The organism is Nocardia speluncae NBRC 108251 (genome assembly GCF_001613245.1).
Classification (GTDB): Bacteria; Actinomycetota; Actinomycetes; order Mycobacteriales; family Mycobacteriaceae; genus Nocardia; species Nocardia speluncae.
On record NZ_BDBZ01000002.1, the window covers coordinates 477,314 to 501,348 of the forward strand.

A 24,035-nucleotide genomic window follows, 5' to 3' on the forward strand; every position below is an offset into this window, starting at 1 on the left:
TGCGAACGTCCGGCCGAGACACCCGCCGTTCACCGCACCGCGCGCAACGCCGCGAATGTCTCCATGAGCACATGGCTGAGGTTGACAACCACGAGGCCGGCACCCGATTCGAATGCGGCGCGAGCACGCTGCGCACCAGAGACGATCTCGAGCCGGGTCCGGCCGTGTTCTGCCGCGGCGCGGTGCACCTCCGCCACCGCGGCCACGACGACCGGATCGGCCGGACCGACAACACCCAGTGAGACCGCGAGATCGGCCGGACCGGCCATCACTGCGTCGATTCCCGCGGTGGCGACGATATCGCCCACATTGCGGCAACCCACGTCCGATTCGACCATGGCGATGACCAGTGTTTCCCGCGCGTCGGCGGCGAGATGATCGGCAGCGGTGCGGGTCCCGTATCGGCCCGCACGCCCGTAGGTGGCGAATCCCCGGTCGCCCACGGGTGGGTACCGGGCGGCGTGCACCGCCGCCGCGGCGCCACCGGCGTCGTCCACATGGGGCACGACGACCCCGGTGGCACCGTGGTCCAGGACCCGCTGGATCAGCGCGGGCTCGTTCTGGCCGACCCGCACCAGCACATCCATACCGTGGACCTGCGCGGCGGCAATATGCTGCCGGAGCGGGACCATATCGGCGGGACCGTGTTCGCAATCGATCAGGACGTAGTCGAACCCCGCCACGCCGACCATCTCGACGAGTTCCTCGGCGGGCATACGAACCAGCGCCCCGAGCAACTTGTCTCCTTCGGCGAGCCGCTGTTTCATCCCGGCCATCAGCGCGCCACCATTCCGGCGGACAGGTCGATATCGGCGGCGCACAGTCCGGGCATCGCCAGCATCGCCAGTACCGCCCGGGCCACCTCGTCCTCGGTGACCATCCGCCCGAGCGCGGCCCTGGAGACGAAAGCCTGCTCGGCTTCGTCGTAGCTGGTTCCGGAGCGTTCGGCCTCCAGCCGGAAGTTGCGATGCATCCGCGCACTGTCGACCGGTCCGGGCGACAGCGAATTCACGTTCACCCCTAGCGGCCCGACCTCGGCGGCCAGCGTGGTGGTGAGCCCGATGACCGCCATTTTCGACGCACAGTACGGAGTCCGGCGCACCAATGGCCGCTTCCCGGACACCGACGCGAGATTGATGACATCACCGCGACCGGCCTCGACCATCGCGGGCAGAAAGGCTCGGCACAGCAGGTAGACGCCCCGCACGTTGACGGCGAAAACACCGTCCCATTCGGCGGGTTCGATCTCGGTGAGCGGCGCGACAGGACCGGGTACCCCCGCGTTGTTGACCAGGATCGACACCGACTCGTCCGCGAGTTCCCCGGTCAGCGCGGCAACGGAATCCGGCGAGGCGACATCACAGACCGCGGGGCGCATCGACTCGGGCCGCCACGCAGCGACACGGTCGAGCTTGTCCCGGTCGCGCCCGACGACGATCACCCGGGCGCCCGCATCGGCCAATGCGACTGCGATCGCGGCCCCAAGCCCGCTGCCGCCACCGGTCACCAGCGCAGTGCGCCCCCTGACCGAGTCGGCAGCGGCGGCGCGCTCGGGTTCCTGTTCACGCTGATACTCGGGAGCGGTCGGCGATTCGGACTGTGCGACCGGCTCGTTCACGAGCCCGCTCCCGCATAGGCATCCGCGGCCCACGGCAACTGCGCGCCCGCGTACTTCGCGGCCCGCACATCACCCGAGCGCGCGTGTCCCTCGAACAGTTCCACCCGGGCGGCTCGGCCGCACACCTCACCGAGCTGCGCGCTCGACGCCTGGTCCACCACCTCGGAGTAGGTGACCGTCTTGAGGTATTTGCCGACCCACAATCCACCGGTGTAGCGCGCCGACCCGCGAGTCGGGAGCACATGGTTGGTGCCGATCACCTTGTCGCCGTATGAAACACAAGTCCCCTCACCGAGGAACAGGCCACCGTAGTTGGTCATCTTCTCCAGCGCTTCGCGCGGTTCGCGGGTCAAGACCTCGACATGCTCGCTCGCATAGGTGTCGGCGAGGGCGTAGGCCTCGTCGAGGGTTTCGACGACGAGGACTTCACCGTGGTCGCGCCAGGCCGGCGCCGCGAAATCGGCGGTCGGCATATCCGGCAGCAGCGCCTCGATATGTTCGATGACTTTGCGCCCCAGCACCTCCGAGGTAGTGATCAGCACCGCGGGCGAATCCGGGCCGTGTTCGGCCTGGGACAGCAGATCGACCGCGACGATGAACGGATCCGCCGCGTCATCGGCGATGACGAGGATCTCGGTGGGCCCGGCGAAAAGGTCGATCCCGACCTCACCGAAGAGCTGCCGTTTCGCCTCGGCGACATAGGCGTTACCCGGCCCTGCGAGCAGGTCGACCCGGTCGATGGTCTCGGTACCGCGGGCCAGCGCACCGATCGCTTGAACCCCGCCCAGCAGGTAGATCTCATCGGCACCGGCCAGATGCATGGCCGCAACCGTCGCGGCCGGGATCTGCCCCCGGATCGGCGGAGTGCAGGCCGCGACGCTCGGCACGCCGGCGACCTTGGCGGTCACGATGGTCATATGTGCCGAGGCGGTGAGCGGGTAGCGCCCACCCGGTACGTAGGCGCCCACTCGGTCGATGGGAATATGCTTCTGCCCGAGGTGCACACCCGGCAGTGTTTCGATCTCGAAGTCGGTCAGCGAATCGCGCTGGTGCCGGGCGAAGGTGCGTACCTGTTGCTGGACGAACTCGATATCCTCGACGACCTGCACGGGCAGGGTATCGATGAGCTCGTCGATCCGGGCCGGCGAAAGCCGGAACGATTCAGGGCTCCATGTGTCGAACTGTTCCGAGTACTTGCGCACCGCGGTATCTCCGCCGACCCGGATGTCGTCGAGGATCGCGGCAACGCGTTCGCTCACATCGGAGCGACCCTGGCGGACCACCTCGGCCGGGATCGGTTTCTTCAGAACTAGGGGCATGACGACTCCTGTCGGGTGATTCGGTCTGTGGCGACGACTTGCAGCCAGTCGCTGATGAGGTCGGAAATTCGGTGCGGCACTTCCCAGGTGCACAGATGTCCGGCGCCGGCGACCGTTTCGAGGCGGGAACCCTCAACCGCGTCCGCGATGGCCCGGTGGAAATCGGGCGGGCACAGTGCGTCTTCATCCGCGGAGACGATCAGCGCCGGACAGCCGGCGGCGGCAAGCGACGGTAGCGAGTCGATGCGATCGGCCTGGGCCCGCAGCTGATTCTGAAAACGGTCGGGTCCGATGCGCCGGGCCATGGCCACCACCTGCTCGATCCGCTCGGCGGTGCGGTGCCGATCGGCGAACATGGTGGGAGCGATGGTGTTGCGGACAACGGTCTCGAACTCGCCACGCAGGGTACGGAACGCCATATCGTGCCAGCCCCGGTACTGCGCGGCGACCGGCGCATGCGGGTTCGTCGAGATCGCACAGAACCCGAGCACGCGTTCGGGCGCACGGCGCAGCACTTCGAAGCCGACGATCGCACCGAGACTGAGTCCGGCGAGCACGAAGGGACCGTCAGTGGAAGTAAGCACCTGATCGGCCATTCCCGCGACCGACGGCGCGTCGATCGCGGCGTGTACCAACCGGACACCGGGCCCCGGTGTCAGTTCCGCCCACAGCTGCGCGTCGCACAGCATCCCGGGTACGAGGACCAGGGGTAGTTCGTCGCCCATCTCATCGCTTCCGGCGCGGGACCAGCGCGTACGGCGCAAGATATCCGTTGTGGTCGAGGGCGTCACCGGCGTCGGCGGCCGCTTTCACCACTTCCTCGTCCCAGGTGAGCCGGACCCGGCCGTCGCCGCTGTTGACGACGAGCATATGCGCGGTCTCGCCGCCCACATTCCGGATCGCCCGGTAGGCGCCGGCGGGAACCGACAGCATGTCCCAAGTGCCCAGCCGCACCGTGCGGGCGTCGGCACCGCGGTTGACAATCACTTCCCATTCGCCGTCCTTGGCCATCAGGACCTGGCGTGCCGTATGCCGGTGCGACGAAACCCCGGTGCCGGGTTCGGCCCGCAACCAGGCGATGTTGTGACCGTGCGGGTTGTGGATCCGCGGGACCTGGGTGACGTCCTCGGTCATCCCGTACCCGATCACCAGCCCGAGTTCGACACCGCCGCCGGGCAGCGCGGAGTCCAGCAGTGCACGGCGCGACCAGTGGATGTTCTCCGGAGTCGCGATACGTTCGGCCATCTGTTCGGCGGTGTACGGGCGCAGCGCGGCGATCTGTTCCGCGCTGATCGGTTCGACCAGTTCGATATCTTCGGGCAGTTCGTCCCCGGCCAGGGTGTCGACGAGCTTGTTGTCCGCGGTCAGGTACAGGCCGTACCCCTCGGCCTCCTCGAGGACTGCCGGTCCCCAGATGATCCCGCCGGTATCGTCCATGCCCAGTGCCGTGAACAGGAATCCGTCGTCGGGTCCGATATTGGTGAATCCGCGGAAGATCCAGGTGGGGATGGAGGCGATCTCCCCCTCGCGCAGAACCAGTTCACCCTGTTCGCCGTGGGCACCCCAGCGCAGCAGGTACTCGCCGCGGAAGCACAGGAACACTTCGGCCGTGAAGTGCAGGTGCAGATTGTTGGTCACTCCGTTGGGCATGGCGGCGGCGCCGATCTGGAAACCGTGCGGCTCCTGCAGATTGACCACCTGGCCGGAGCTCTGCGTCACGCCACGGCCGATCATCGAATAGTTCTCTTTGCGGTCGGAGCCGGGGGTTCGGCAGTCGATGAACGCCTGGTTGCAGGACACGAAATCGCTGCGCCGGATGGTGTACCGGTCGAGGTCCGCGGCGGTGACGGTGACTTCGGGAGACATCTGTCCTCTTTTCACAGTGGTTTTCGCACGGTGGGCGCTCGGCACGCGCGGGGGCGGCGGCGCATCCACGGGAAATCGCGCACAACACGGATGATTTATACGTATGCATGGTGCAGGATCCGCGGCGCTATGTCAACGAATTACTCGCCGGATCCACGCCTGGACGCCGCTTTCACATGCCCTACCGGGTAGTTCACCGATCCGCGCCAACTGGATGCCTCGAAAAGCAAGAGCCGGCCGAGAGCGCAGCACGATGGACTAAGATTCGTATTCACAGCACCGGAGCAGTTCCGGCGCGGCCGCCGTCCGGCGACCACGTAGCCGATCAGGGGATTCCATGCCGATCACGAGTCGCGACGTCGCCCGCCTGGCGGGCGTATCGCAGCCGACCGTCTCGCGGGCCCTGCGTGGGGACCCCCGGGTCGCCGCGGATACCCGCGCCCGGGTCCAGGAAGCCGCCGAAGCCCTGGGCTATGTACCCAGCGAGGCCGGGCGCAGCCTGGTGACCCGCCGGACCAAACGGATCGGCATCGTGGTCAGCGATCTCACCAACCCCTTCTACCCGCATCTACTCGGCCCATTGCACGACGAACTGGAAAAGCATTCGTACCGGATGATGGTGTTCACCGAACGGTCGGACAACCAGGTCCCCCTGGAACAGCTCGTGGATGGTTCGATCGACGGCGCGGTACTACTGACCAGCAATCTCGACTCGCGGCTACCCGCCGAACTCCAGCGCCGCCGACTACCCTTCGTTTTCCTCAACCGCGAGAGCTCCCCGCATACCGCCGATGCCGCGGTAGTGGACAACGAACTCGGCGGGCGGCTGGCCGCCGCCCATCTCACCGATACCGGCCACCGGCGCATCGCCGGCATCTTCGGCCCCGATACCACCAGCACCGGCCGCGACCGGGAGCTGGGATTCCGGGCAGCGCTCGCCGAATCGGGTATCGCCCTACCCGGGGTGTTCACCCACCGGGGCCCGTTCGAGTTCGACACCGGCTATCACGCGATGCTCGAGCTCCTCGGCACCGACCCGCGCCCGACAGCGGTGTTCTGCGGTAACGACGTAGTGGCGATCGGGGCACTCAACGCGGCCATGTCCAAGGGTGTCGGCATTCCCGACGAGCTGAGCTTGATCGGCTTCGACAACATCCCGATGGCCGAGTGGGAGGCATTCCGCCTGACCACGGTCGGCCACGACCTCGACGCGATGGCGGCGGCCGCCGCCCGCCTGCTCGTCGAACGACTGGAGAACACAATCAGCGAGGACCGCCCGCAGCGGGTCGTCTTGACCCCGCAGCTGGTCGAACGCGCGACGGTCGCCCCGCCTCCGGCTTGACCGGCCGCGGGCTCACCGTCGCATGCATACGTAAATTCTTGCCGGCCGGGATGTTCCGGCCGACGCCCGCCCGACCGGCCGCACGGAACCCTATCTGCGCACTCCAGTGCCATAAGGCCACGGTTACCGCCAGGTTTCCACGGTCGCCGATCCGAGCTGAACCCTTGTCTTTCTCGAATACATACGCATACACTCACCGGACACTGTGAGAGCCGCGTTACATCTCGCCGCCTCGCCTCCCTCCTCCCCAGTCCTGTGGGATCACTATCCGAAGGAGTTCAGAGTGAAGCCGAGCAGCCCACCCGGGGCCGAGCCGCTCACCCAGCCGGGCCACCCGACCTCCTGCCCGCTTCGGCGCCGGATGCGGCGATGACCGCCACGAAAGCCGCGAACAGCGGCCCCACCGTCCGGCGCAGGCATTCCGCGTGGCGCCGGATCGGTGTCCCGTATGCCCACCTCGCCCCGGCGCTCATCGCCATCGTCCTCACCACGATCTACCCGCTCGGCATTGCGCTGGTGAACAGCTTCCGCCACTGGCGGGTGAACGAAACCCGCGAACCTCAGCAATTCGTCGGCTTCGACCAGTACACGAAGGCGCTCACCGACGACACATTCCACAATGCGGTCTGGGTGACAGTGCTGTTCACGGTCCTGTCGGTCGTGCTATCGGTCGGCCTGGGCCTGGGTATCGCGCTGGTGCTCAACAAAGCGACCTGGCTCAACGGCCTGACCAAGGCTCTGCTCATCCTCCCGTTCGCCATCGCCCCCGCCCTGAAGGGCTACTCCTGGCGATTCATGTTCAACCCCGACTACGGCGTCTACGACACGATGCTCGATACGATGCTGCCGTTCACCCGCGATATCAACTGGCTGGGCGAACCGTTCTGGGCGCTCGTCGTGGTGACCCTCAGCGAGATCTGGGGCTGGGCGCCACTGATCGCGCTGATGTTCCTGGGCGGGCTCGGCGCCATCTCACCGGAGATCCGCGACGCCGCCCGCGTCGACGGCGCCAACCCCTGGCAGGAGTTCTGGCGGATCAGCTTCCCGCTGCTGCGGCCGTTGATCCTGATCGTGGTGTTCCTCAAGGCCGTCTGGTCGGTGAAGATGTTCGACCAGGTCGTCACCACCACCGGCGGCGGTCCGGGCCGAGCCACCGAAACCCTGAACTTCTTCGCCTACGAACAAGGCTTCACCTTCCTCGATATCGGCTACGCCTCCGCCGTCTCGTGGATCCTCGTCATCGTGCTGGGCGTGCTCGCCACCGGATACCTGATCCTCATGGGTCGCCAGGAGCAGAAATGACCGACACACTCGAAACCGCCACCGGGCCCGTCGCCACGGCGCGGCGCACCAACCGGCGTACCGTCTCGCCGCTGGCCCGCGCGGGCGCGGCGCTCCGGCTGCTGGGGACCCTCGCAATCCTGTTCTTCGTGATGTTCCCGATCCTGTGGCTCACTCTCACCGCATTCAAACCGGATCGCGAAGTGTTCTCCACGTCGGTGCTGTTCAGCCCCTCGCTGGACAACTTCCGGGCGATCATCGGCGGGCAGAACGATCTCATCGGCCCGATGTGGAACAGCATCATCGTCGCCGTGGTCACGACGGTGATCGCGGTGCCGCTGTCGATGCTGGCCGCCTACGGGTTCTCCCGGTACAAGTTCCCGGGCGCGAAACCGATCCTGCTGGGGATCGTCGCGACCCAGTTCATCCCCGGTGTCGCGATCGCGCTGCCCTTCCTCACCATGTACCGCGATCTGGGGTTGCTCGACACCCATCTCGCGCTGATTGTCACCAACCTCGCCATCGTGGTGCCCTACAACACCTGGTTGCTGAAGGGTTTCGTCGACAGCCTGCCGCTCGAGATCGAGGAGGCCGGGCGCCTCGACGGCTGCGGTCAGCTCACCCTGCTGTGGCGAGTGATCACCCCGCTGGCCGCGCCCGGAATCTTCGTGGCGGTCGTGTTCTCTTTCCTGCTCGCCTGGAACGAATTCCTCTTCCCGACCTTCCTGGCCCGCAGCAACGCGATCACGCTGCCGGTTTCCCTGATGACGCTGGACCAGCCCGACGGTGTGCTGTGGGGGCAGATGGCCGCCGCCGGCCTGCTGGTGATGGTGCCGATGATCGTCCTGGCGACGCTGGTGCGTAAGCACTTCGCGCAGGGCATGACCCTAGGAGCAGTCAAGTGAGGGCCCTGTCCAGACGACCGGACCATACGACCAGCAGGCGCAGTGTCCTCGCCCTGGTATTCGCCACCGTCGTGGCCGTCCTGGCCGGCGGCTGCACCGGCGCGCCCGAAACCAGGAGCTTGACCGACCAGGTCGCCGACGCACCGGTCGGCCCGGACGGGCTGCTCGACGGTAAACCGTACGACGGCACCACCATCCGGTTCCTCACCTGCTGCGCGACCGTTCCGCAATTCGCCGCCCTGGACCAGCGGACCGCGGAATTCACCGAACGCACCGGTATCCGGGTCGAATGGTCGAATATCCCGTACGCGGCGTACCTGCAGAAGATCGTGGCCGAGAGTGCCATCGGTGGCGGCACCTACGACGCTCTGATCTGGCCGGACGCCTGGGGCCCGTCGTTGAAGATCGGGGTGCAGCCGCTGGACGAGGTGATGGCCGCCCACGGTGTGACCATGGACGATTTCTCCGGTCCGTTCCGGGAGGCCGCGTCCGCCGGGGTGGAGAACTCGACCTACGGTATGCCCGTTCGCGGGTTCTCCTACAACCTGTTCTATCGCAAGGACATCTACGCGAAGCTCGGGCTGGAACCGCCCACCACCTGGGCGGAGTACTACCACCAGCTCGAGATCATCAAGAACGGCACCGCCGAGCATCCCGTGGCGGGCCAGTTCGGCCGGCGCAACGGCCAGAACCTGAACACCTGGCTGTCCATGCTGTGGAGCAACGGGGGCGAACTCCTCGACGAGAACGGGGCGCCCGCATTCGACACCCCGGCGGGTATCGAGGCCACGGAGCAGTATCTGCAGACCATCCGCGCCGGCTACACCCCACCGGAATCCTCGAACTGGGGTGAGCTCGAATCCACCCAGGCTTTCCTGAACGGCGACGCCGCCACCGTGTTCACCTGGTCGTGGCATCTGGAAGATTTCGTCAACCCGACGAAGTCGGCCCCCGAACTGGCCGAGAATGTGGGTGTCGCGCCGATGCCGGCCTTCCCCGGTCACGACGAGCAGAGCTATGCCTACACCTGGCTTGCCGGTGTGCTCAACACCTCGCACAATCAGGGTGCGGCCTGGGAGTACGTCAAGTGGATGACCAACGCGGACACCGAACGCATGATCGCGCTCGACAAATCCGATCCAGCGACGAGTACCGGCATCACCATGCACGACTCGAACATGCTCGACCCCGAGGTCAATGCGGCCAACAATGATCTGCCGGAACTCCAGTACGAGGCATTGCAATCCGGCCGCGCCATTCCGATGAGCCTCGATTGGCCACGGATCATGGATGTCCTCGCCGTCGCGATCAGCAATATGGCCAACGGCGCCGATGTGCGCGCCCAGCTCACCGATGCGGCGCACCGGATCGCCGAACTCGACTGAGTGGCCGGCACTCGTATCTTCAGAAAGCCGAGAACATGACATTGAAAGACAGCGCATACCTGCCCTACGCCGATCCGGAAGAGTTCATCGTCGAATGGACCGACCGCATCTGGGTGCAGCGCGGGGTCGGGTTGATCCGCGAGAACTACGCCCCGGACGCGATCGTGCACGGTGCGTACGGGACCGGAGTCGGCGTCGAACCGGTGATCGCCTCGACGTTGGCCAAGATCAGCGCCTTTCCCGACCGAGTGGGCCAAGCCGAGGACGTGGTGTGGGAAGCGCGCGGCGACGACGCCTTCCTGAGTTCCCATCGCATCTTCAGCAGCGGCACCAACTCCAAGCACACGATCTACGGCCCGCCGACACACCGCCGGTTCTCACACCGGTCCATCGCGAACTGCCTCTACCGCAACGGCGTGATGATCGAGGAGTGGGTGATCCGCGACGAACTCGCCGTGGTTCAGGATCTCGGACTCGATCCGTTCGAGGTGGCACGAGCCCTGGCGTTCCGCGGCTGGACCGGCTCGGCCACTCGCGACCAGGCCGTCGACCCGCTGATCGCCGGCGATACCGGGGCCCGCCCGGATAGCCACGGCAACGAATGCGCGTTCGTGCTCGACATGTTCGACACCGTGCTCGGACAGTCGATGTTCCAGCGCATCGAGGATTACATCGCCCGCGATATCACCTGTCATACCGTCGGCAACCGCACCCTCACTCGTCCACGCAACTATCAGGAATCGTGGATGGACGTGCTCGCCCCGTTCCCCGACGCCCGGATCGAGGTCCGCGATATCGTGGCCAACGATTCGGCGGCGCACGGCGGTCTCCGGCTGGGTGTCATCTGGTGGCTCACCGGAACCTATTCGGGGCTCCCCGTATTCGGCCCGGCCACCGGTTCCCAGGTGGAAATCCTCGGATCCTCGCAATTCCTGCTACGCAACGGACGCATCGTCGAGGAGTGGCGGGTATACGACCAGCTGGCCGTTCTGGCCCAGATCGCTCGCGCGCGCGGCGACGAACCCGCCGAGGCGGCGGCCGAATCTTCTCCGGAAAGGCAGTGACATGGCAGAAGTCCGTTACGAACAGGCGACCCGCCGCTACGCCGGGTCCGATACCGCCGCGGTCGACGGTCTCGATCTCGATATCGCCGACGGCGAATTCCTGGTCCTCGTAGGGCCGTCGGGCTCCGGTAAGACCACCGCACTGCGGATGCTGGCCGGACTCGAAGACGTCGATGAAGGGTCGATCTCCATCGGCACCCGCGATGTCACCTTCGTACCGCCCAAGGACCGCGATATCGCCATGGTGTTCCAGTCCTACGCGCTCTACCCGCATATGTCGGTCGGCGACAATATGGGTTTCGCATTGAAACTCAAAGGTGTTGCGAAGGAGACGGTCCGGCAGAAGGTCGCCGATGCGGCGAAGATGCTGGATCTCACCCAGTTCCTCGATCGTAAGCCGAAAGCGCTCTCGGGTGGGCAGCGGCAGCGGGTGGCCATGGGCCGCGCGATCGTCCGCGATCCGGCCGTGTTCCTGATGGACGAGCCGCTGTCGAACCTCGACGCGAAACTGCGCGTGGAAACGCGTGCCAATATCGCCTCGCTGCAGCAGCGGCTGGCCACCACCACGGTCTACGTCACCCACGACCAGGTGGAGGCCATGACGATGGGCCATCGGGTCGCGGTGCTGAAAGACGGTGTGCTGCAACAGGCAGCGACGCCGCGCGAACTCTACGACCGTCCGGCAAATGCCTTCGTCGCGGGGTTCATCGGTTCTCCCGGAATGAATCTCACAACACTCAATGTCGGCGACGGCGGTGTCGAACTCGGTGAGTGCACCGTACCGGTGGCGCGGGCGGCGACGACCGATCTGCGCGAAATCGTCTGCGGTATCCGGCCGGAGACGTTGCGCCTGGTCGGCGAAACCGACGAGGGCTTCGCGCTCACCGTCGAACTCGTCGAGGAACTGGGCGCGGATGCGTATGTCTACGGCACCGTACTGAGTCCGTCGGGAGCCCATCGCGTCAACGTACGGGTCGATGGCCGCACCCCGCCGCGGATCGGGCAGACGGTGCGAGTCGGTGTCCGCAACCATGCGGAGGTTCATCTGTTCCACCCCGGTACCGGCGTTCGCTTGGCAGCCTGACCTTATTGTTCTCGATGTGCCGACCGGGCCGTGCCCCGGTCGGCACATCGTGCTGTCCACGGGTCCGACCCGGCTTCGGTTTCCGGTACGCCGTCGGCAAGTATTCTCCGAATCGGATAGCGGATGACCCTTCCCTGGTCTTGAATACGTATGTATTCTCATCGTCATGCCACTCGATCCCATCGCTTATCAGCCCTACACCGATCCCGACGACTTCATCCGGGAGGTCACCGACCACATCTGGATCGAGCGCGCGATCGGTCATATCAACGACAACTACGAGCCCGACTCGATCGTGCATGGCGTCTACGGCACCTCCACCACCGCTGCCGAGGTGATCGAGGGCACGCTCATGCGCATCTCCACCACCCCGAACCGGGTGGGCCAGGCCGAGGACATCGTCTGGGAAGCCCGCGGCGATGACGCGTTCCTCAGCTCCCACCTGGTCCTCGGCACCGACCGGGAAAACATCGAGTACCGCAGCCGCAATATCGCCAACTGCCTGTACCGGCGCGGCCGGATGGTCGAGGAATGGGTCGTCCGGGACGCCCTGTCGGTCGCCCGTCAGCTCGGCCAGGACCCCGACGAACTCGCCCGCCGCCAGGCATTCCGTGGCTACAGCGGCTCCATGGCCGCACCCGCCCCCGCCGATGTGATCACCGAAGGCGGCAGCGGCCGCCGGCCCGACCAGTTCCGGCCCGAAGTCGAGATGGTGCTCGAATTCATCGACTCCGTCTGGAACAAGCGCGAACTCGAACGGGTCGAACAGTTCTGGATCCGTGATCTGTGGCTCAACACCATCGACGATCGCACCATCGCCCGCCCCGAGGGGTACCGCCGCGCGCTGCTGCGCATGCTGCGGGCGTTCCCCGGTGGCACCTTCGATATCCGCGATATCGCGGCCAACGATTCACCGCGCTACGGCGGCCTGCGGATCGCGGTCACCTGGAAATTCACCGGCAAGTACAACGGTATCGCCGATTACGGCCCGCTCACCGGGTCACCGGTGGAGATCCTGGGCATCTCCCAGTTCCTGGTGCAGGCGGGGAAAATCGTCAAGGAAACCCGGATCTACGACGATATCGCCACCCGCTCGCAGATCTACGCCCACCGCGGCGACGAACCGTACGTGAGCCAGAACATCTACTGAGCGGTTGCCGGGTCACCGTCGCGTACCGGCGCGGCGGCGACCCGGTTCCGGAGCAGCGTCTGCTGCGCCATCCGCGCCAACTCTCGTGTCGCCGGGGACAGCACTCCCGATTCCCGCTGCACCAAGGCGATGGTGTCGTAGAGCGGCGGGTCGAAACTCGCCACCCGCACTTCGGGCGGGCAGGCCGAACTCGTCGCCACCGCACGGGAGACGATCGTGTCGCCTATGCCCCGGCGCACCAATCCGAGTGCCGATTCCACCTGCTCCACCTCGATGAGAGGTTCGAGTTTATGACCCGCGAGCTGGGCTCGTTCGGCCAGCTGGCGACGGGTGGGTTCCTTCCAGGCGTAGTGCGCGTCGTAGAGAATCGTGGTGGAATGCGCGAATTGTTCGATGGTGACCGGCCGGGCCACTCGATCCGGTGCGGTGGAGGCGTAGAGCACCTCGTCACGCACCAGTGGAGTCACCCGCAGCCCTTCGGCGTCGACGGGCAGAACCACGAGGCCGGCTTCGAGCCGCCCCTCGGCCACTTCCGCGGCAACCTCCACCGAGTTCATCCCCACCAGCCGGATCCGCACCTCCGGGAACCGGCGGTGGAATTCTTCGGCCAGATCGGACAGCAGATAGTACGAGGCGTTGCGGAGCACCCCGAAGGTGGCGACCCCACCGGTGAGCGACCGCACCGATTTCAGGGCTTTGACACCGCTGTCGGCCGACGCCAGCGACTGTTCGGCATGCGGCAGCAGCGCTACTCCGGCGGCGGTCAACACCAATTTTCGCCCACCCCGGACGAACAGTGTCGTGCCGTACTCGTCTTCGAGCGTCCGGACCAGTTCGGACACCGAGGCCTGCGCGATACCCAGCGATTTCGCCGCGGCAGTGAACGTGCCCGTGCGGGCGGTGGCCAGAAATGCGCGCAGCTGCCGAAGGGTCACAGGGCAACCCTATATGAATGACCAAAGCTACCGGCATGACCCATCACCCCGCCCGCGCCGATGTCCGCTCCGCCTTCCGGACCACGCATCGCCCCACGGCAACGCACACCCGAAACCGACAAGGCCGCACCCGATGAACCCACCGCTCGCCGCCCAGGAGTCCACCACGGTGGAGATCTCCCCCTGGCAGGCCTCCACCGTCGCCGATCTGCGCCACCTGATGAACGAAGAAATACTCACCAGCGAGCAGATCACCCAGACCTACCTGGACAGAATCCAGCGCTACGACAGCGCGGGCCCCCGTCCGCTGAACTCGATCGTCGATATCGATTCCGCGGCGATCGAACATGCCCGAGCCCGCGACCACGAACGCCGGGCGGGCCGTCTCCGAGGACCCCTGCACGGCATTCCGTTCGTCGTCAAAACGAATATCTGCGCGGCCGGTGTCCCGACCACCGCCGGCAATCTCGGCCTTGCCACCTACCGCCCCTCGATCGACGCGCCCGTCGTCCGGGAACTCCGCGCGGCGGGCGGCATCGTCCTGGCCACCACCAATATGTCGGAGTTCGCATGGCACGGCACGTTCACCACGAGCTCGATCCGCGGCACCACCGCCAATATCTTCGACACCGCATGCAGCGCCGGCGGGTCGAGCGGGGGCAGCTCGGTGGCCGTGGCCGCGGGTTTCGCGCCGATCGCCCTCGGCACCGATTCCTGCGGATCGGTGGTGGGCCCGGCAGTCCATGCCGGACTGGTCGGGTTCCGGCCTTCCAGTGCCGCAGTGAGCGGGGCCGGGGTGGTACCGCTGTCCCCGGCGCAAGATGTCGTCGGGCCGATCGGCCGGACCGTCCAGGATGTCGCGGAATTCGCCGATCTGATGACGGGCGGACGGCATGCCTGGCTCGCAACAACGCGGGCCACCGAACCCGCGCACCTGAGGTTCGCCTATTTGACCTGGCCCTTCGATGCAATCGCCGACAGAGGGGAGCATTCGGCGCAACTGCGGGCACTCGCCGACGAGACGATCGCGGCGCTCGCTCGGGATTTCCGGATCACCCGTACCGAACTACCCGAGCTCGACGCGGACTACGCCTGCGACGTCCTCACCGACAGCGGTTGGACGGACGCACGCGCGTCCATCGATCTGTTTCTCGCCCGCACCCCGGCTCGGTACGGGCCGGGCGTGAACACCCCCCACCCTGCCTTCGCCGACCTGGTGTCCAGGACAGCGCTCGACCGTGCCACGGTCGAGCGCTGGCTTGCAGCGAACCCGCTCCCCAACGCGGCCCATGATGCGGCGGCGGCGAAGCAGCGAGCGGGTAGCCGCGCCCTGACAGACCTGCTCACCCGTCGCGGTGTCGATGTGCTGGTGTACCCCACTGCGGCCGATACCGCACGTCCGGGCCGGGCGGGGACAGCTGCGGCCGGGATCAGCTCGAATACCGGGGCGCCGTCGGTGCAGGTACCGATCGGCACCATAGGAGGACTGCCTGTGGGACTCACCGTGACCGCCGCCCCCGGCCGGGACCACCTGGCACTGGCAGTGGCCGCCGCGGTAGAAGCGGTCGTGGTCGAGCCGGTCCGGCCACCAGGATTGGGAGGGAACCACAAGTAGGGGGCGCGGACACAGTTGTGTGGTGCGGGCAAGCCTTCCGGCGGCAATCCACACGGCGGCGGCCTTCCACAGGGTTTCCCTTTGAAACTGTCAGGGCTTCGGGGGGTTGTCCATTGACATGGACAACCCTACCGTCGTTTCCATGAAGTTCACCCCCGCTCGCCTCGCCGAACTCGAAGGCTCCTTCCAGATCCTCAAACGCCCCGCGCTCGACCGCCCCGCCGCCCAGCGGAATCCCGCGGTGATCGCGAAGGTATCGGAGATGCTGTCCACGATCGAAAAGGGCGGTTTCGACGCGGTACTGTCCTACGCCCGCGCACTCGACGGGTTCGAGTCCGCTCAGGTCGAACTGGGTTCCGCCGATCTGGCACGGTCCGGGGACGCGCTCTCACCGGAACTACGCGCCGCCCTCGAGCTCGGCCATGACCGGACCAGCGCATTTGCTCGCGAGTCCCGTTCGCATCTGGTCGATTTCGAAACTCAGCTCGCACCCGGCCTGACCACCGGTGTGCGTTATGTACCGATCTCCCGGGTGGGCGCCTACGTTCCCGCCGGGCGTTTCCCGCTACTCGCCGGTGCGTTCATGACCGTGGGTGTGGCGAAGGTCGCGGGCGTACCGACCGTCCTCGCGTGCACTCCCCCACGCCGCGACGGCACCGCCGACCCCGCCGTGCTCTACTCCAGCCATCTCTGCGGCGCCGACCGCGTGTACGTCCTCGGCGGCGTCCAGGCCCTGGCAGCAATGGCGTTCGGCCTGCTCGGTGAGCCGTCGGTGGATATGCTGGTCGGCGCCGGAAATGCCTACGTCGCCGAGGCCAAGCGGCAACTCTTCGGCAAGGTCGCGATCGACCTGCTCGCCGGGCCCTCGGAGGTCGCGGTGATCGCCGACGATACCGCTGATCCCGTCACAGTCGCCGCCGATCTCCTCGGACAGGCCGAGCACGGCACCGAATCCCCCGCGGCACTGGTCACCACCTCACGTCAGCTGGGTGAGGCGGTCGTCACCGAGGCCGACCGGCAGCTCGAAACGCTGAAAACCCGCGATATCGCCGGCCCCGCCTGGCGTGACTACGGCTCGGTGACCTGGGCGAAAGACCCCGCGACCGCCGCGGCGCTGATGGACGATCTCGCGCCCGAACATCTGGAGATCCAGACGGCCGACGACGAGTACTATCACAACGCCCTACGCAATTACGGCTCGATCTTCCTGGGCCGCTGGAGCACGGTCGCCTATTCCGACAAGGGCATGGCCGGCACGAATCATGTGCTGCCGACCGCGGGCGGCGCCAAACACAGTGCGGGCCTTTCGGTCTCCCGCTTCCTCAAACCGCTGACGTATCAGCGGGTGGAACGCTCGGCCACACCGGAGGCCGCGGGAGCGGTCGAAACGATCTCGCAGTACGAGGGCATGGCCGCTCATGAAGCGACCGCGACCATCCGGCTCGCCGCCTACCGCAACAGCGAAGCCTGACGACGTCGCTTCCGGCGGATAACACTGCTTCGGCCACGGCTGACCCCACCCTCGCGAGGTGGGGTCAGCCCTCCGGCTCCAGTGCCCGAACCACCACCGCGACTGCCGATCCAGACACCGGGTGCGCCGGCATGCGCCGGGTCACTGCTCACAGCGGATCGCGGCCAGGACTGTGTCCACCGACTGATCGGCGAGCGTGTCGGGCAGCGGCAGATGCCGGAACAGGGCGCGGAAATAGATCGGCGCGGCCACCGCGTCGAGCACGAATCCGATATCGATATCCGGGTCGACCTCGCCACGATCGATCGCCGATTCCAGCGCACGGGCCGTCGTGTCCCGGCGCGGCCCGAACACCCTGGACCACAGCTGTTTCGAGAGTTCCGGGTCGGCGGAAAGATCGGCGACCAGCGCCGGCAGCACCCGGCCCAGCGAGGTATCACGCACGGCCACCACCAGTTCCCGCATGGACGCCACCAGATCCGCGCGGAGATCACCGGTATCCGCCGTCGGTTCGAGCCCGAGCAGATCGGCGACGATATCGACCACCAGATGACGCTTGGACGGCCAGCGCCGATAGATCGCCGGGCGATGGACACCCGATTCGGCAGCGACCCGGCCGATGGTCATCCGCGCATACCCCTCGGCGTCGAGTACAGCGCGCGCCGCAGCCAGCACGGCCGTATCGATTCGGTCGTCCCGGGTTCGGCCCGCCATCAGAACACCGGCCGCGGCATGAGAACCACCTGCCAGCCGTCCGGGTCCGGGAACGCGATCGCCCCGTTCGCCGCCCAATAGGGATTCTCGGTCGCGACCGGTTCGACCCCGAACTCCCCCAGCCGCTCCACCGTTTCGTACATGCGGGCTTCCGAGGAGAAATACAGCACGAGCAGATGATCGCTACTCGGCGCCGCACCCGGACTGCCGTCGGCGTGGGTAGTGAATTCGAGGTGATAGTCCGTTCCCGGAAGCCCCAGCATCACCCCGTCGTACCCCGCGTGGTTCTCGAACCGGTAGAGCTCGTTCAAGCCGAGCCCGTCCACATAGAACCGCGTCACCTCCTCGAGGCGATCGGTCGGACGGGCGAAGCGGACCTGCACTACATCGAGGGAATCAGGCCAATCGCTGACAGTCATGCCATTACAGTACGGTACGTACCGTAATTATTCGAGAATGGATTTCAGCGACGCGCCGAACGAACGAACACGCCGATATTCGAACACACTTTCTACTGTTACCCGCGGTATCTCCGATAGCTTGCCCGCATGGTCGGCTCCGCACATGAGGCGATGCACCGCCTCTTCCAAGACAACCCCGGGGTATTCGCCCGAGCTTTCCGAGTCCTCGGACTCCCCTTCGACGATCCCGCCGAAGTCGCAGTCCTCACCAACGACCTCACCGAGATTCGCCCACTGGAGCGCAGAGTCGACACCCTGCTGCGCATCACCACCGTGCGGGAAGGTTCGTTCCTGCTGTTGGTCGAAGCCCAGAACAAACCGGATCCGGACAAACCGAGCGCCTGGGCCTACTACCTGGCGCATCTGCACGAGAAGTACCGGCTGCCCGTCGTGCTGCTCGTCGTCTGCCGCGATACCAGGACAGCCGACTGGGCCATCCAGCCGATCACCATCGGCCTGCCGCAGTGGGCCAGTATCATCGTGCGCCCACTCGTCCTCGGCCCGCACAACGTCCCCGTCGTGACCGATCCCGCCGTCGCGGCCGCCGACATCCCCCTGGCCGTGCTGTCGGCGATCACCCACGCCAAGGACCGCAGTATTGATGCGATACTGAAAACACTCGCCGATGCCCTGCACGAACTCGAAGACGAGGAAGATCTCCACGTCTTCGCCGAACTCACCGAACTCGGCCTCGGCGCGACCCGAGCCGCGAAAACCTGGAGCAAACTGATGAGCGTGGATCTGTCGTTCTACCGTTCGCGTACATCCCAGCGCCTTCGCGCAGAAGGACGCGCAGAAGGACGCGCCGAGGGCCGGGTCGAAGGACGCGCCGAGGGCCGATTCGAAGGACGCGCCGAAGGCAGGGTCGAGGGCCGTGTCGAGGAGGTCATCGGCAAAACCATGCGGCTGTTGGAGGCCCGCGGGATCGATGTTCCCGAATCGGCCCGGGAACATATGCAGGCCTGTACAGACCTCGACGTTCTCGACCGATGGTTCGACCGTGCCATCACTGCCGCCGATATCGACGAGGTCCTCGCCTAGTAGCCGCGCGCCGACAATCCGGGAATGGACGCGCTGCATGCACTGATGAGCCCTCGCCGCTGGGTGAGGCAAGTCGAATCGCCGCTCGGAAAGCGCAACACCGTGCGGGTATTCGGCGAGATCTCGACGTCCGCCCCTGCGGAAACCGACACCGGTCGCGATAACCACACCCGAGTTACCGACCGACCACCCCCGCCATTGCCGAGGAGTCGACTCCGACTGTGGTAACGATGACAGGTAGGTGCTCTGGTGCATGGCCGGGGGGATGAATACGGGGGAGCTATGACCGCGATAGCCAGGTTCGGTGCAGTCTCGCTCGATAGCCGCGATCCGCACCGTCTAGGGCAGTTCTATCGAGCGCTGCTGGATTTCGAGGTCCGGTACGAATCCGATGAGCTGATCGTTCTTCGGGGCGACGGGGTGATGCTGACGATCGAACTCGTGGAGAACCACCGACCGCCGGACTGGCCCGGCGACCAGGTGCCCAAGCAAATGCATCTCGATCTCTTCGTCGACGATCTCGATACCGCGGAGCGAGCAGCGATCGAGTGTGGCGCAGCCAAGGCATGCTATCAGCCTGCACCCGATCGTTGGCGGGTGCTGATCGACCCCTCGGGGCACCCCTTCTGCCTCACTGTGCCATCCGGTCCAGCCGAGTGAGGCAACCGACAGCGATTCTCACTCCGATCTTGTCGGCCATACCGTGAATACCGGAGATTGGGCTGTGCAGTGCGGCTCCGGAATCCGGGTCGAATGGGGACGGGCCGGCGCACGAGCCTTGGGCCCGCACAGCGCGGCGCTGGTGATAGTCGATATCTTGTCCTTCACCACCACGGTGTCGGTAGCAGTCGACGCCGGAACGGCGGTGCTGCCCTACCCGTGGCGAGACGACGGCGCGAAAGAATTCGCGGCACGACACGATGCTGCCCTGGCAGTTGGACGACGTGTGATATCTCCGCAGCGACCCTGGTCGCTGTCACCTACCGCACTGAGGAGCGCACCTGCGCCGCACCGATTGGTCTTGCCGTCACCGAACGGCTCGGCTATCGCGGCGGCTGTCTCGGGGGTGCCGGTTGTCGCCGCGTGCCTGCGTAACCCCACCGCCGTCGCCGCATGGCTGACCCGGCAAGGGTGGGGCACCGCCGATCGGCCGATCGCGATCATTCCCGCCGGGGAACAGTGGCCCGGCCAGGGTGCAGTCCGGCCGGCCATCGAGGACTGGATCGGCGCCGGCGCGATCGTTTCCGCTCTCGCCCACGAAGGAGCGGGGCCGCTCTCGGCGGAAGCAGTGGCGGCCAGAACGCTGTACGAGGCGATCGCGGACGTGCCGGGCCTGATCTCCGAATGCGCATCGGCCCGTCAGCTTGTCTATATGGGCTTCGGCAATGATGTCGCGGTAGCCACGGAAATGGATGCCACGACTAGGGTCCCTGTGCTCGTGGACGGCAAATTCGTCGCATAATCGTGGTCGCGCACAGGCCTGAGGATCAACCCCACGTGCCCGGGAGACGGGGTGGAACCTCGAGTTCGGTGACGACACCGTAGTGATCACTCGCTTGAACGCCGTCCACTCCCGCAACACCGAAGCGTTCGGCAGACCGGGCGTGGAGTGTCGGGCCGAAGCTCGCGCCACGAACCATCACATAGTCGATCCGCCTCCCTGCCGCGGAAAACATGTCGCCTGTGGCCACAAGCGGGTTCTGCGGTGTGAAGGTGTGTCCCGAATCCCCGGGATGAATCGCCTCCCAGACATCGTGATAGCAGACACTGATGCCGGACAACGACTGGCGCCCGGTCAGGAAACGAACGCCGGCGGAGTCCGGGGGCGCATCGAAGTCCCCCAGCAAGATGACGTGCTCATCCGGAGACGGGATCTCGGTTCCGATGAATCGTGCAGTCTCGACCGCTTGGAGTTCGCGCTCGTGTTCGTAGTCGAATTGAAAGACCGGCTTGTGGTGGGCAAGGTACACCGGTCCAAGCGGTGGCGGCGCAAGAACTTCGGCGAGCACCACCGCCGACCACGGGAGTACTGCGGCGCGGGCGGTTACGCCCAACCCGTGTTCAATGATCTTGCCGAACGGCCAACGGCTGGCCAGAACCAATCCGATGCCATCCGGAGTGGTGTGTGAATGCCATGCGGCATGCCATCCGGGACCGAGGAGATCATGCAATGCCTCGTCGCGATCGGGGCCGGCGTCCACTTCCTGGAGAGCAATGATGTCCGAGCGCGCTCCATCCATCCGAGCTGACACAGCTCGCCGCCGGGCAGGCCAGTCGGCGAGCAGCGGCGTCAGGACATTGAACGTTGCTACACGCATCCGCTGCACGAAGGTTCGACCGGTCACCTGGACATGATCGCAGGCGACCATTCTAGCGCCGGCTACGAGCAGGCAGATGGCTGCACCAAATACACTACAAACTGTTGCGGGACAACGCTTCCTACATTGACCTGCACTCGGATCCGCCACCGAGGCCCGAAGGGCCCCGGGGTGGCCCGAGAACACAGGAACACTCGAGGTCCCGACCGACGGCTACCCGGTGCGGTCCGTTCGGATGCTGAGCAGGAGTAACGCGGCCGGTAATGCGATGGCACCGGCGAGCGCGACCATGAGGAGAGCACCCGTCGCCGGAGCGAGATGATCGAGCATGGTCCAGTGCACCAGGAAGTGGGGAACCGACCAGGTCAGATACATGACCAGGGCAGTTCGGACCGCCCACCGGCCGCCGTGGACCGCCGCCACGCCCAGAACCACGGCGCTGGCCAGTGTCATGGCGCCGTAATCGCGCATCAGATGCTCGTTGTAGGCCATACCCATACCGACCACTGCGAATGCGAAGAACCGGACGGGAAAGAACAAGGCCCAGATACCGACGACGATCTGGACGGCGGCGAGGAACCCGATGCCTGCTCGGATCCCGGCCCGCATCACCGGCCTGCTTCCGGGCCGCCGAGGAATTCGTCGAATGTGATGCGCCCGACCGCGCGATCCGGGGTGAGATGGTTGCCCGCACGGTAGTCGCGGAACATCTTGCCCGGCAATCGGACCGGCCATACCAGGCGTCGCCGCCCCTTCATCCGGTGGTAGGTTCGGGCCAGTTCGGCCAGGTCACGTACCTGCGGTCCGCCCAGATCCGGTATCCGATGCGCGGCCGGGCCGGCGACGATCGTGACGAGCCGGTCCGCGACCTCGGTCACGTCGATCGGCTGAACACGCATCCCGGCCGGCACGATCGTGACCGGCGATACGCGCTGCGCGTCGCAGATTGCGGTGACCAAATCGTGGAACTGTGTTGTGCGCAGGATCGTCCACGGCAGCCCCGACTCCTCGACCAGGTGCTCGCACGCCAGCTTGGCCCGGTAGTAGCCGAACTCGACCCTTTCGATACCGACTATCGAGACATACACCAGGTGCGGAACGCCGGCGGCCCGCGCGGCCTCGATCAGATTGCCCGTCGCGGCCACGTCGCCTTGTCCGTTGGTCGTCGCCAAATGCACGATCGTATCGACACCGGCGACAGCGGCGGCCGGTCCGCCGGGCGTGCGCAGATCGCCGACCATCCACTCCTGCGCGGCCGGTGCCCGGGTCTTGCGGGTGAGCACCCGCACCTGGTGCCCCGCATCGAGCAGCCGTGGTACCAGCGCCCGGCCCAGCCGCCCGGTGCCCCCGGTGACCAGCACTGTCTTCGATTCCGCCATAACTCCTCCGTGGTTGCGAGATCTTCTTCTCGACGTACACCACTAGGAACCGGACAGCCCTTCGGAATGTGACAGCCCCTCCAGCTGCGAGGCGGCGAACCGGATCTTGTCCGGGTTGGCGATGATCCGGATATCGGTGAGCCGGCCGTCCGCGATTTCCGGCACGAATACCCCGATCGGTGTTGCGGAGAATCGGGCGATACCGGCCGGCACCCCGTTCACCTCGTGAATGGACACCGTCAGACCGGTACCGAAGCGACCGGTAATCGATGCCAGGTACCGCGCGACCTTCGCCGCACCGCGAATCGGACGCCGCGCCACTCCCTGGGCGCCGCCGCCGTCGGCGACCGATATCGCATCCTCGGCCAGCATCTGTTCCAGGGCGGCCAGGTCGCCGCCCTGCGCCGCGTCGAGGAACCGCTCGACCAGCTCACGGTGTCCGCGCGTATCACCGGCGCCGGGGCGCTGCCCGGTGCCGGCGAGCCGGTTGCGCGCACGATGGTGCAGTTGCCGGCAGTTCGAGTCCGAGAGCTCGAGCACTGCGGCCACCTCACCATGGCTGTAACCGAACGCTTCGCGAAGCACGAAAACCGCGCGCTCGGCCGGGGTGAGCCGCTCGGCGAGCAGGAGAAACCCCAGCGATACCGTGTCACGCTGCTCGGCAGTCGCCGGCGGATCGAGCACACCATCATTGGTCAGCACCGGTTCCGGCAGCCAGGGCCCGATGTAGTGCTCCCGCCGGTACCGGGCCGAACCCAGCAAGTTCAGGCACAAATTCGTCGTGACTTTCACGAGCCACGCATCCGGCTTTCCGACCGAGCCCGGCTCGACCTGCTGCCAACGCAGGAAGGCGTCCTGCACGATATCTTCCGCGTCCGTGGCAGACCCGAGCATCCGGTACGCCAGGCCGAACAACCGCCCGCGCTGCCGCTCGAACTCGTCGACCGTCCCATGCGCCACCGCTTCAGTCTTGCTCACCGCATATGCAGCGGGGGATCCAGGTGCCCCGGACCGGCCGAGTCACCCTGAGCCGCGACTCCGGGCGCCGAGGCGGTCCGGCCACCGGTGCTCGAGCCTCGAATCCCGC

Annotated in this window: 24 protein-coding genes; 12 read left to right on the forward strand and 12 right to left on the reverse strand. The window is 66.3% G+C overall.

Translation table 11 applies throughout. The features are described from left to right. Positions 1-29: 29 nt before the first annotated feature. The 5 genes from NS6_RS04960 to NS6_RS04980 are packed head-to-tail and all read right to left on the reverse strand — an operon-like array spanning position 30 to position 4,803. Complete coding sequence (locus NS6_RS04960; protein WP_068036927.1) at positions 30-776, reverse strand: HpcH/HpaI aldolase family protein; 747 nt, start codon at positions 774-776, stop codon at positions 30-32. Beyond that, positions 776-1,618 carry an SDR family NAD(P)-dependent oxidoreductase gene (locus NS6_RS04965; RefSeq protein ID WP_157112619.1) on the reverse strand — a complete coding sequence of 281 codons (843 nt, stop codon included), beginning with the start codon at positions 1,616-1,618 and terminating at the stop codon, positions 776-778. The genes NS6_RS04960 and NS6_RS04965 overlap by 1 nt, the downstream gene beginning before the upstream one ends. Next, positions 1,615-2,937, reverse strand: coding sequence for a histidinol dehydrogenase (hisD, locus tag NS6_RS04970; RefSeq protein WP_068036930.1), 1,323 nt, complete (start codon positions 2,935-2,937; stop codon positions 1,615-1,617). The genes NS6_RS04965 and hisD (NS6_RS04970) overlap by 4 nt, the downstream gene beginning before the upstream one ends. Beyond that, the gene (locus NS6_RS04975) at positions 2,928-3,662 is read right to left on the reverse strand and encodes an alpha/beta fold hydrolase (protein ID WP_068036933.1); all 735 of its coding nucleotides are present in this window, start codon (positions 3,660-3,662) and stop codon (positions 2,928-2,930) included. Before NS6_RS04975 ends, hisD (NS6_RS04970) begins: the two co-directional genes overlap by 10 nt. Before the next feature lies 1 nt (position 3,663). Beyond that, positions 3,664-4,803 carry a cupin domain-containing protein gene (locus tag NS6_RS04980; RefSeq protein ID WP_068036936.1) on the reverse strand — a complete coding sequence of 380 codons (1,140 nt, stop codon included), beginning with the start codon at positions 4,801-4,803 and terminating at the stop codon, positions 3,664-3,666. 337 nt (positions 4,804-5,140) lie between these two features. On the opposite strand from NS6_RS04980, the gene NS6_RS04985 reads away from it, so the two are divergent. The 7 genes from NS6_RS04985 (at position 5,141) to NS6_RS05015 (ending at position 13,014) form a co-directional block, all read left to right on the forward strand. Beyond that, entirely contained in the window at positions 5,141-6,145 is a 1,005-nt protein-coding gene (locus NS6_RS04985) for a LacI family DNA-binding transcriptional regulator (protein WP_068036940.1), read from the forward strand. A gap of 369 nt (positions 6,146-6,514) precedes the next feature. Continuing rightward, positions 6,515-7,447 carry a carbohydrate ABC transporter permease gene (locus NS6_RS04990; protein WP_084470619.1) on the forward strand — a complete coding sequence of 311 codons (933 nt, stop codon included), beginning with the start codon at positions 6,515-6,517 and terminating at the stop codon, positions 7,445-7,447. Next, positions 7,444-8,331, forward strand: a complete 888-nt coding sequence (locus NS6_RS04995; protein ID WP_084470620.1) for a carbohydrate ABC transporter permease — start codon at positions 7,444-7,446, stop codon at positions 8,329-8,331. The genes NS6_RS04990 and NS6_RS04995 overlap by 4 nt, the downstream gene beginning before the upstream one ends. Beyond that, positions 8,328-9,716, forward strand: coding sequence for an ABC transporter substrate-binding protein (locus NS6_RS05000; protein WP_084470621.1), 1,389 nt, complete (start codon positions 8,328-8,330; stop codon positions 9,714-9,716). Before NS6_RS04995 ends, NS6_RS05000 begins: the two co-directional genes overlap by 4 nt. Before the next feature lie 35 nt (positions 9,717-9,751). Continuing rightward, a complete protein-coding gene (locus NS6_RS05005; RefSeq protein ID WP_068036945.1) occupies positions 9,752-10,780 on the forward strand; it encodes an ester cyclase in 1,029 nt (342 codons plus the stop codon). A gap of 1 nt (position 10,781) precedes the next feature. After that, positions 10,782-11,864: an ABC transporter ATP-binding protein gene (locus NS6_RS05010; protein ID WP_068036948.1), complete on the forward strand. Its 1,083-nt coding sequence runs from the start codon at positions 10,782-10,784 to the stop codon at positions 11,862-11,864. Positions 11,865-12,030: 166 nt separating this feature from the next. Beyond that, positions 12,031-13,014: an ester cyclase gene (locus NS6_RS05015; protein WP_068036950.1), complete on the forward strand. Its 984-nt coding sequence runs from the start codon at positions 12,031-12,033 to the stop codon at positions 13,012-13,014. Here the strand turns inward: NS6_RS05015 and NS6_RS05020 are convergent. Continuing rightward, a complete protein-coding gene (locus NS6_RS05020) occupies positions 13,008-13,949 on the reverse strand; it encodes a LysR family transcriptional regulator (RefSeq protein WP_068036953.1) in 942 nt (313 codons plus the stop codon). The genes NS6_RS05015 and NS6_RS05020 overlap by 7 nt on opposite strands. Before the next feature lie 133 nt (positions 13,950-14,082). On the opposite strand from NS6_RS05020, the gene NS6_RS05025 reads away from it, so the two are divergent. Further along, positions 14,083-15,564 (forward strand): amidase family protein, encoded by a 1,482-nt coding sequence (locus NS6_RS05025; RefSeq protein ID WP_068036956.1) that lies wholly within the window; start codon positions 14,083-14,085, stop codon positions 15,562-15,564. Between the two features lie 142 nt (positions 15,565-15,706). Continuing rightward, positions 15,707-17,035: a histidinol dehydrogenase gene (gene hisD, locus NS6_RS05030; protein WP_068038003.1), complete on the forward strand. Its 1,329-nt coding sequence runs from the start codon at positions 15,707-15,709 to the stop codon at positions 17,033-17,035. Positions 17,036-17,176: 141 nt separating this feature from the next. Here the strand turns inward: hisD (NS6_RS05030) and NS6_RS05035 are convergent, their stop codons facing one another. Next, a complete protein-coding gene (locus NS6_RS05035; RefSeq protein ID WP_068036959.1) occupies positions 17,177-17,749 on the reverse strand; it encodes a TetR/AcrR family transcriptional regulator in 573 nt (190 codons plus the stop codon). After that, positions 17,749-18,168, reverse strand: coding sequence for a VOC family protein (locus tag NS6_RS05040; RefSeq protein ID WP_068036962.1), 420 nt, complete (start codon positions 18,166-18,168; stop codon positions 17,749-17,751). Before NS6_RS05040 ends, NS6_RS05035 begins: the two co-directional genes overlap by 1 nt. A 129-nt stretch (positions 18,169-18,297) precedes the next feature. Between NS6_RS05040 and NS6_RS05045 the strand changes: the two genes are divergently transcribed. From NS6_RS05045 to NS6_RS05055, 3 genes are all read left to right on the forward strand, one after another. Next, positions 18,298-19,251, forward strand: a complete 954-nt coding sequence (locus NS6_RS05045; protein ID WP_068036964.1) for an RpnC/YadD family protein — start codon at positions 18,298-18,300, stop codon at positions 19,249-19,251. Positions 19,252-19,533: 282 nt separating this feature from the next. Then, positions 19,534-19,911: a VOC family protein gene (locus tag NS6_RS05050; protein WP_068036967.1), complete on the forward strand. Its 378-nt coding sequence runs from the start codon at positions 19,534-19,536 to the stop codon at positions 19,909-19,911. Positions 19,912-19,954: 43 nt separating this feature from the next. Beyond that, positions 19,955-20,713 carry a 2-phosphosulfolactate phosphatase gene (locus NS6_RS05055; protein WP_068036970.1) on the forward strand — a complete coding sequence of 253 codons (759 nt, stop codon included), beginning with the start codon at positions 19,955-19,957 and terminating at the stop codon, positions 20,711-20,713. Between the two features lie 25 nt (positions 20,714-20,738). Here NS6_RS05055 and NS6_RS05060 read toward each other — a convergent pair whose 3' ends face one another. From NS6_RS05060 to sigJ, 4 genes are read right to left on the reverse strand one after another with little or no spacing between them, the layout of a single operon-like run. Further along, complete coding sequence (locus NS6_RS05060; protein ID WP_157112620.1) at positions 20,739-21,755, reverse strand: endonuclease/exonuclease/phosphatase family protein; 1,017 nt, start codon at positions 21,753-21,755, stop codon at positions 20,739-20,741. Positions 21,756-21,782: 27 nt separating this feature from the next. Further along, the gene (locus NS6_RS05065; protein WP_068036976.1) at positions 21,783-22,178 is read right to left on the reverse strand and encodes a hypothetical protein; all 396 of its coding nucleotides are present in this window, start codon (positions 22,176-22,178) and stop codon (positions 21,783-21,785) included. Then, positions 22,178-22,948, reverse strand: a complete 771-nt coding sequence (locus tag NS6_RS05070; protein ID WP_068036979.1) for an SDR family oxidoreductase — start codon at positions 22,946-22,948, stop codon at positions 22,178-22,180. Before NS6_RS05070 ends, NS6_RS05065 begins: the two co-directional genes overlap by 1 nt. A gap of 42 nt (positions 22,949-22,990) precedes the next feature. After that, the gene (gene sigJ, locus NS6_RS05075) at positions 22,991-23,926 is read right to left on the reverse strand and encodes an RNA polymerase sigma factor SigJ (RefSeq protein WP_245669128.1); all 936 of its coding nucleotides are present in this window, start codon (positions 23,924-23,926) and stop codon (positions 22,991-22,993) included. Positions 23,927-24,035: the final 109 nt, after the last annotated feature.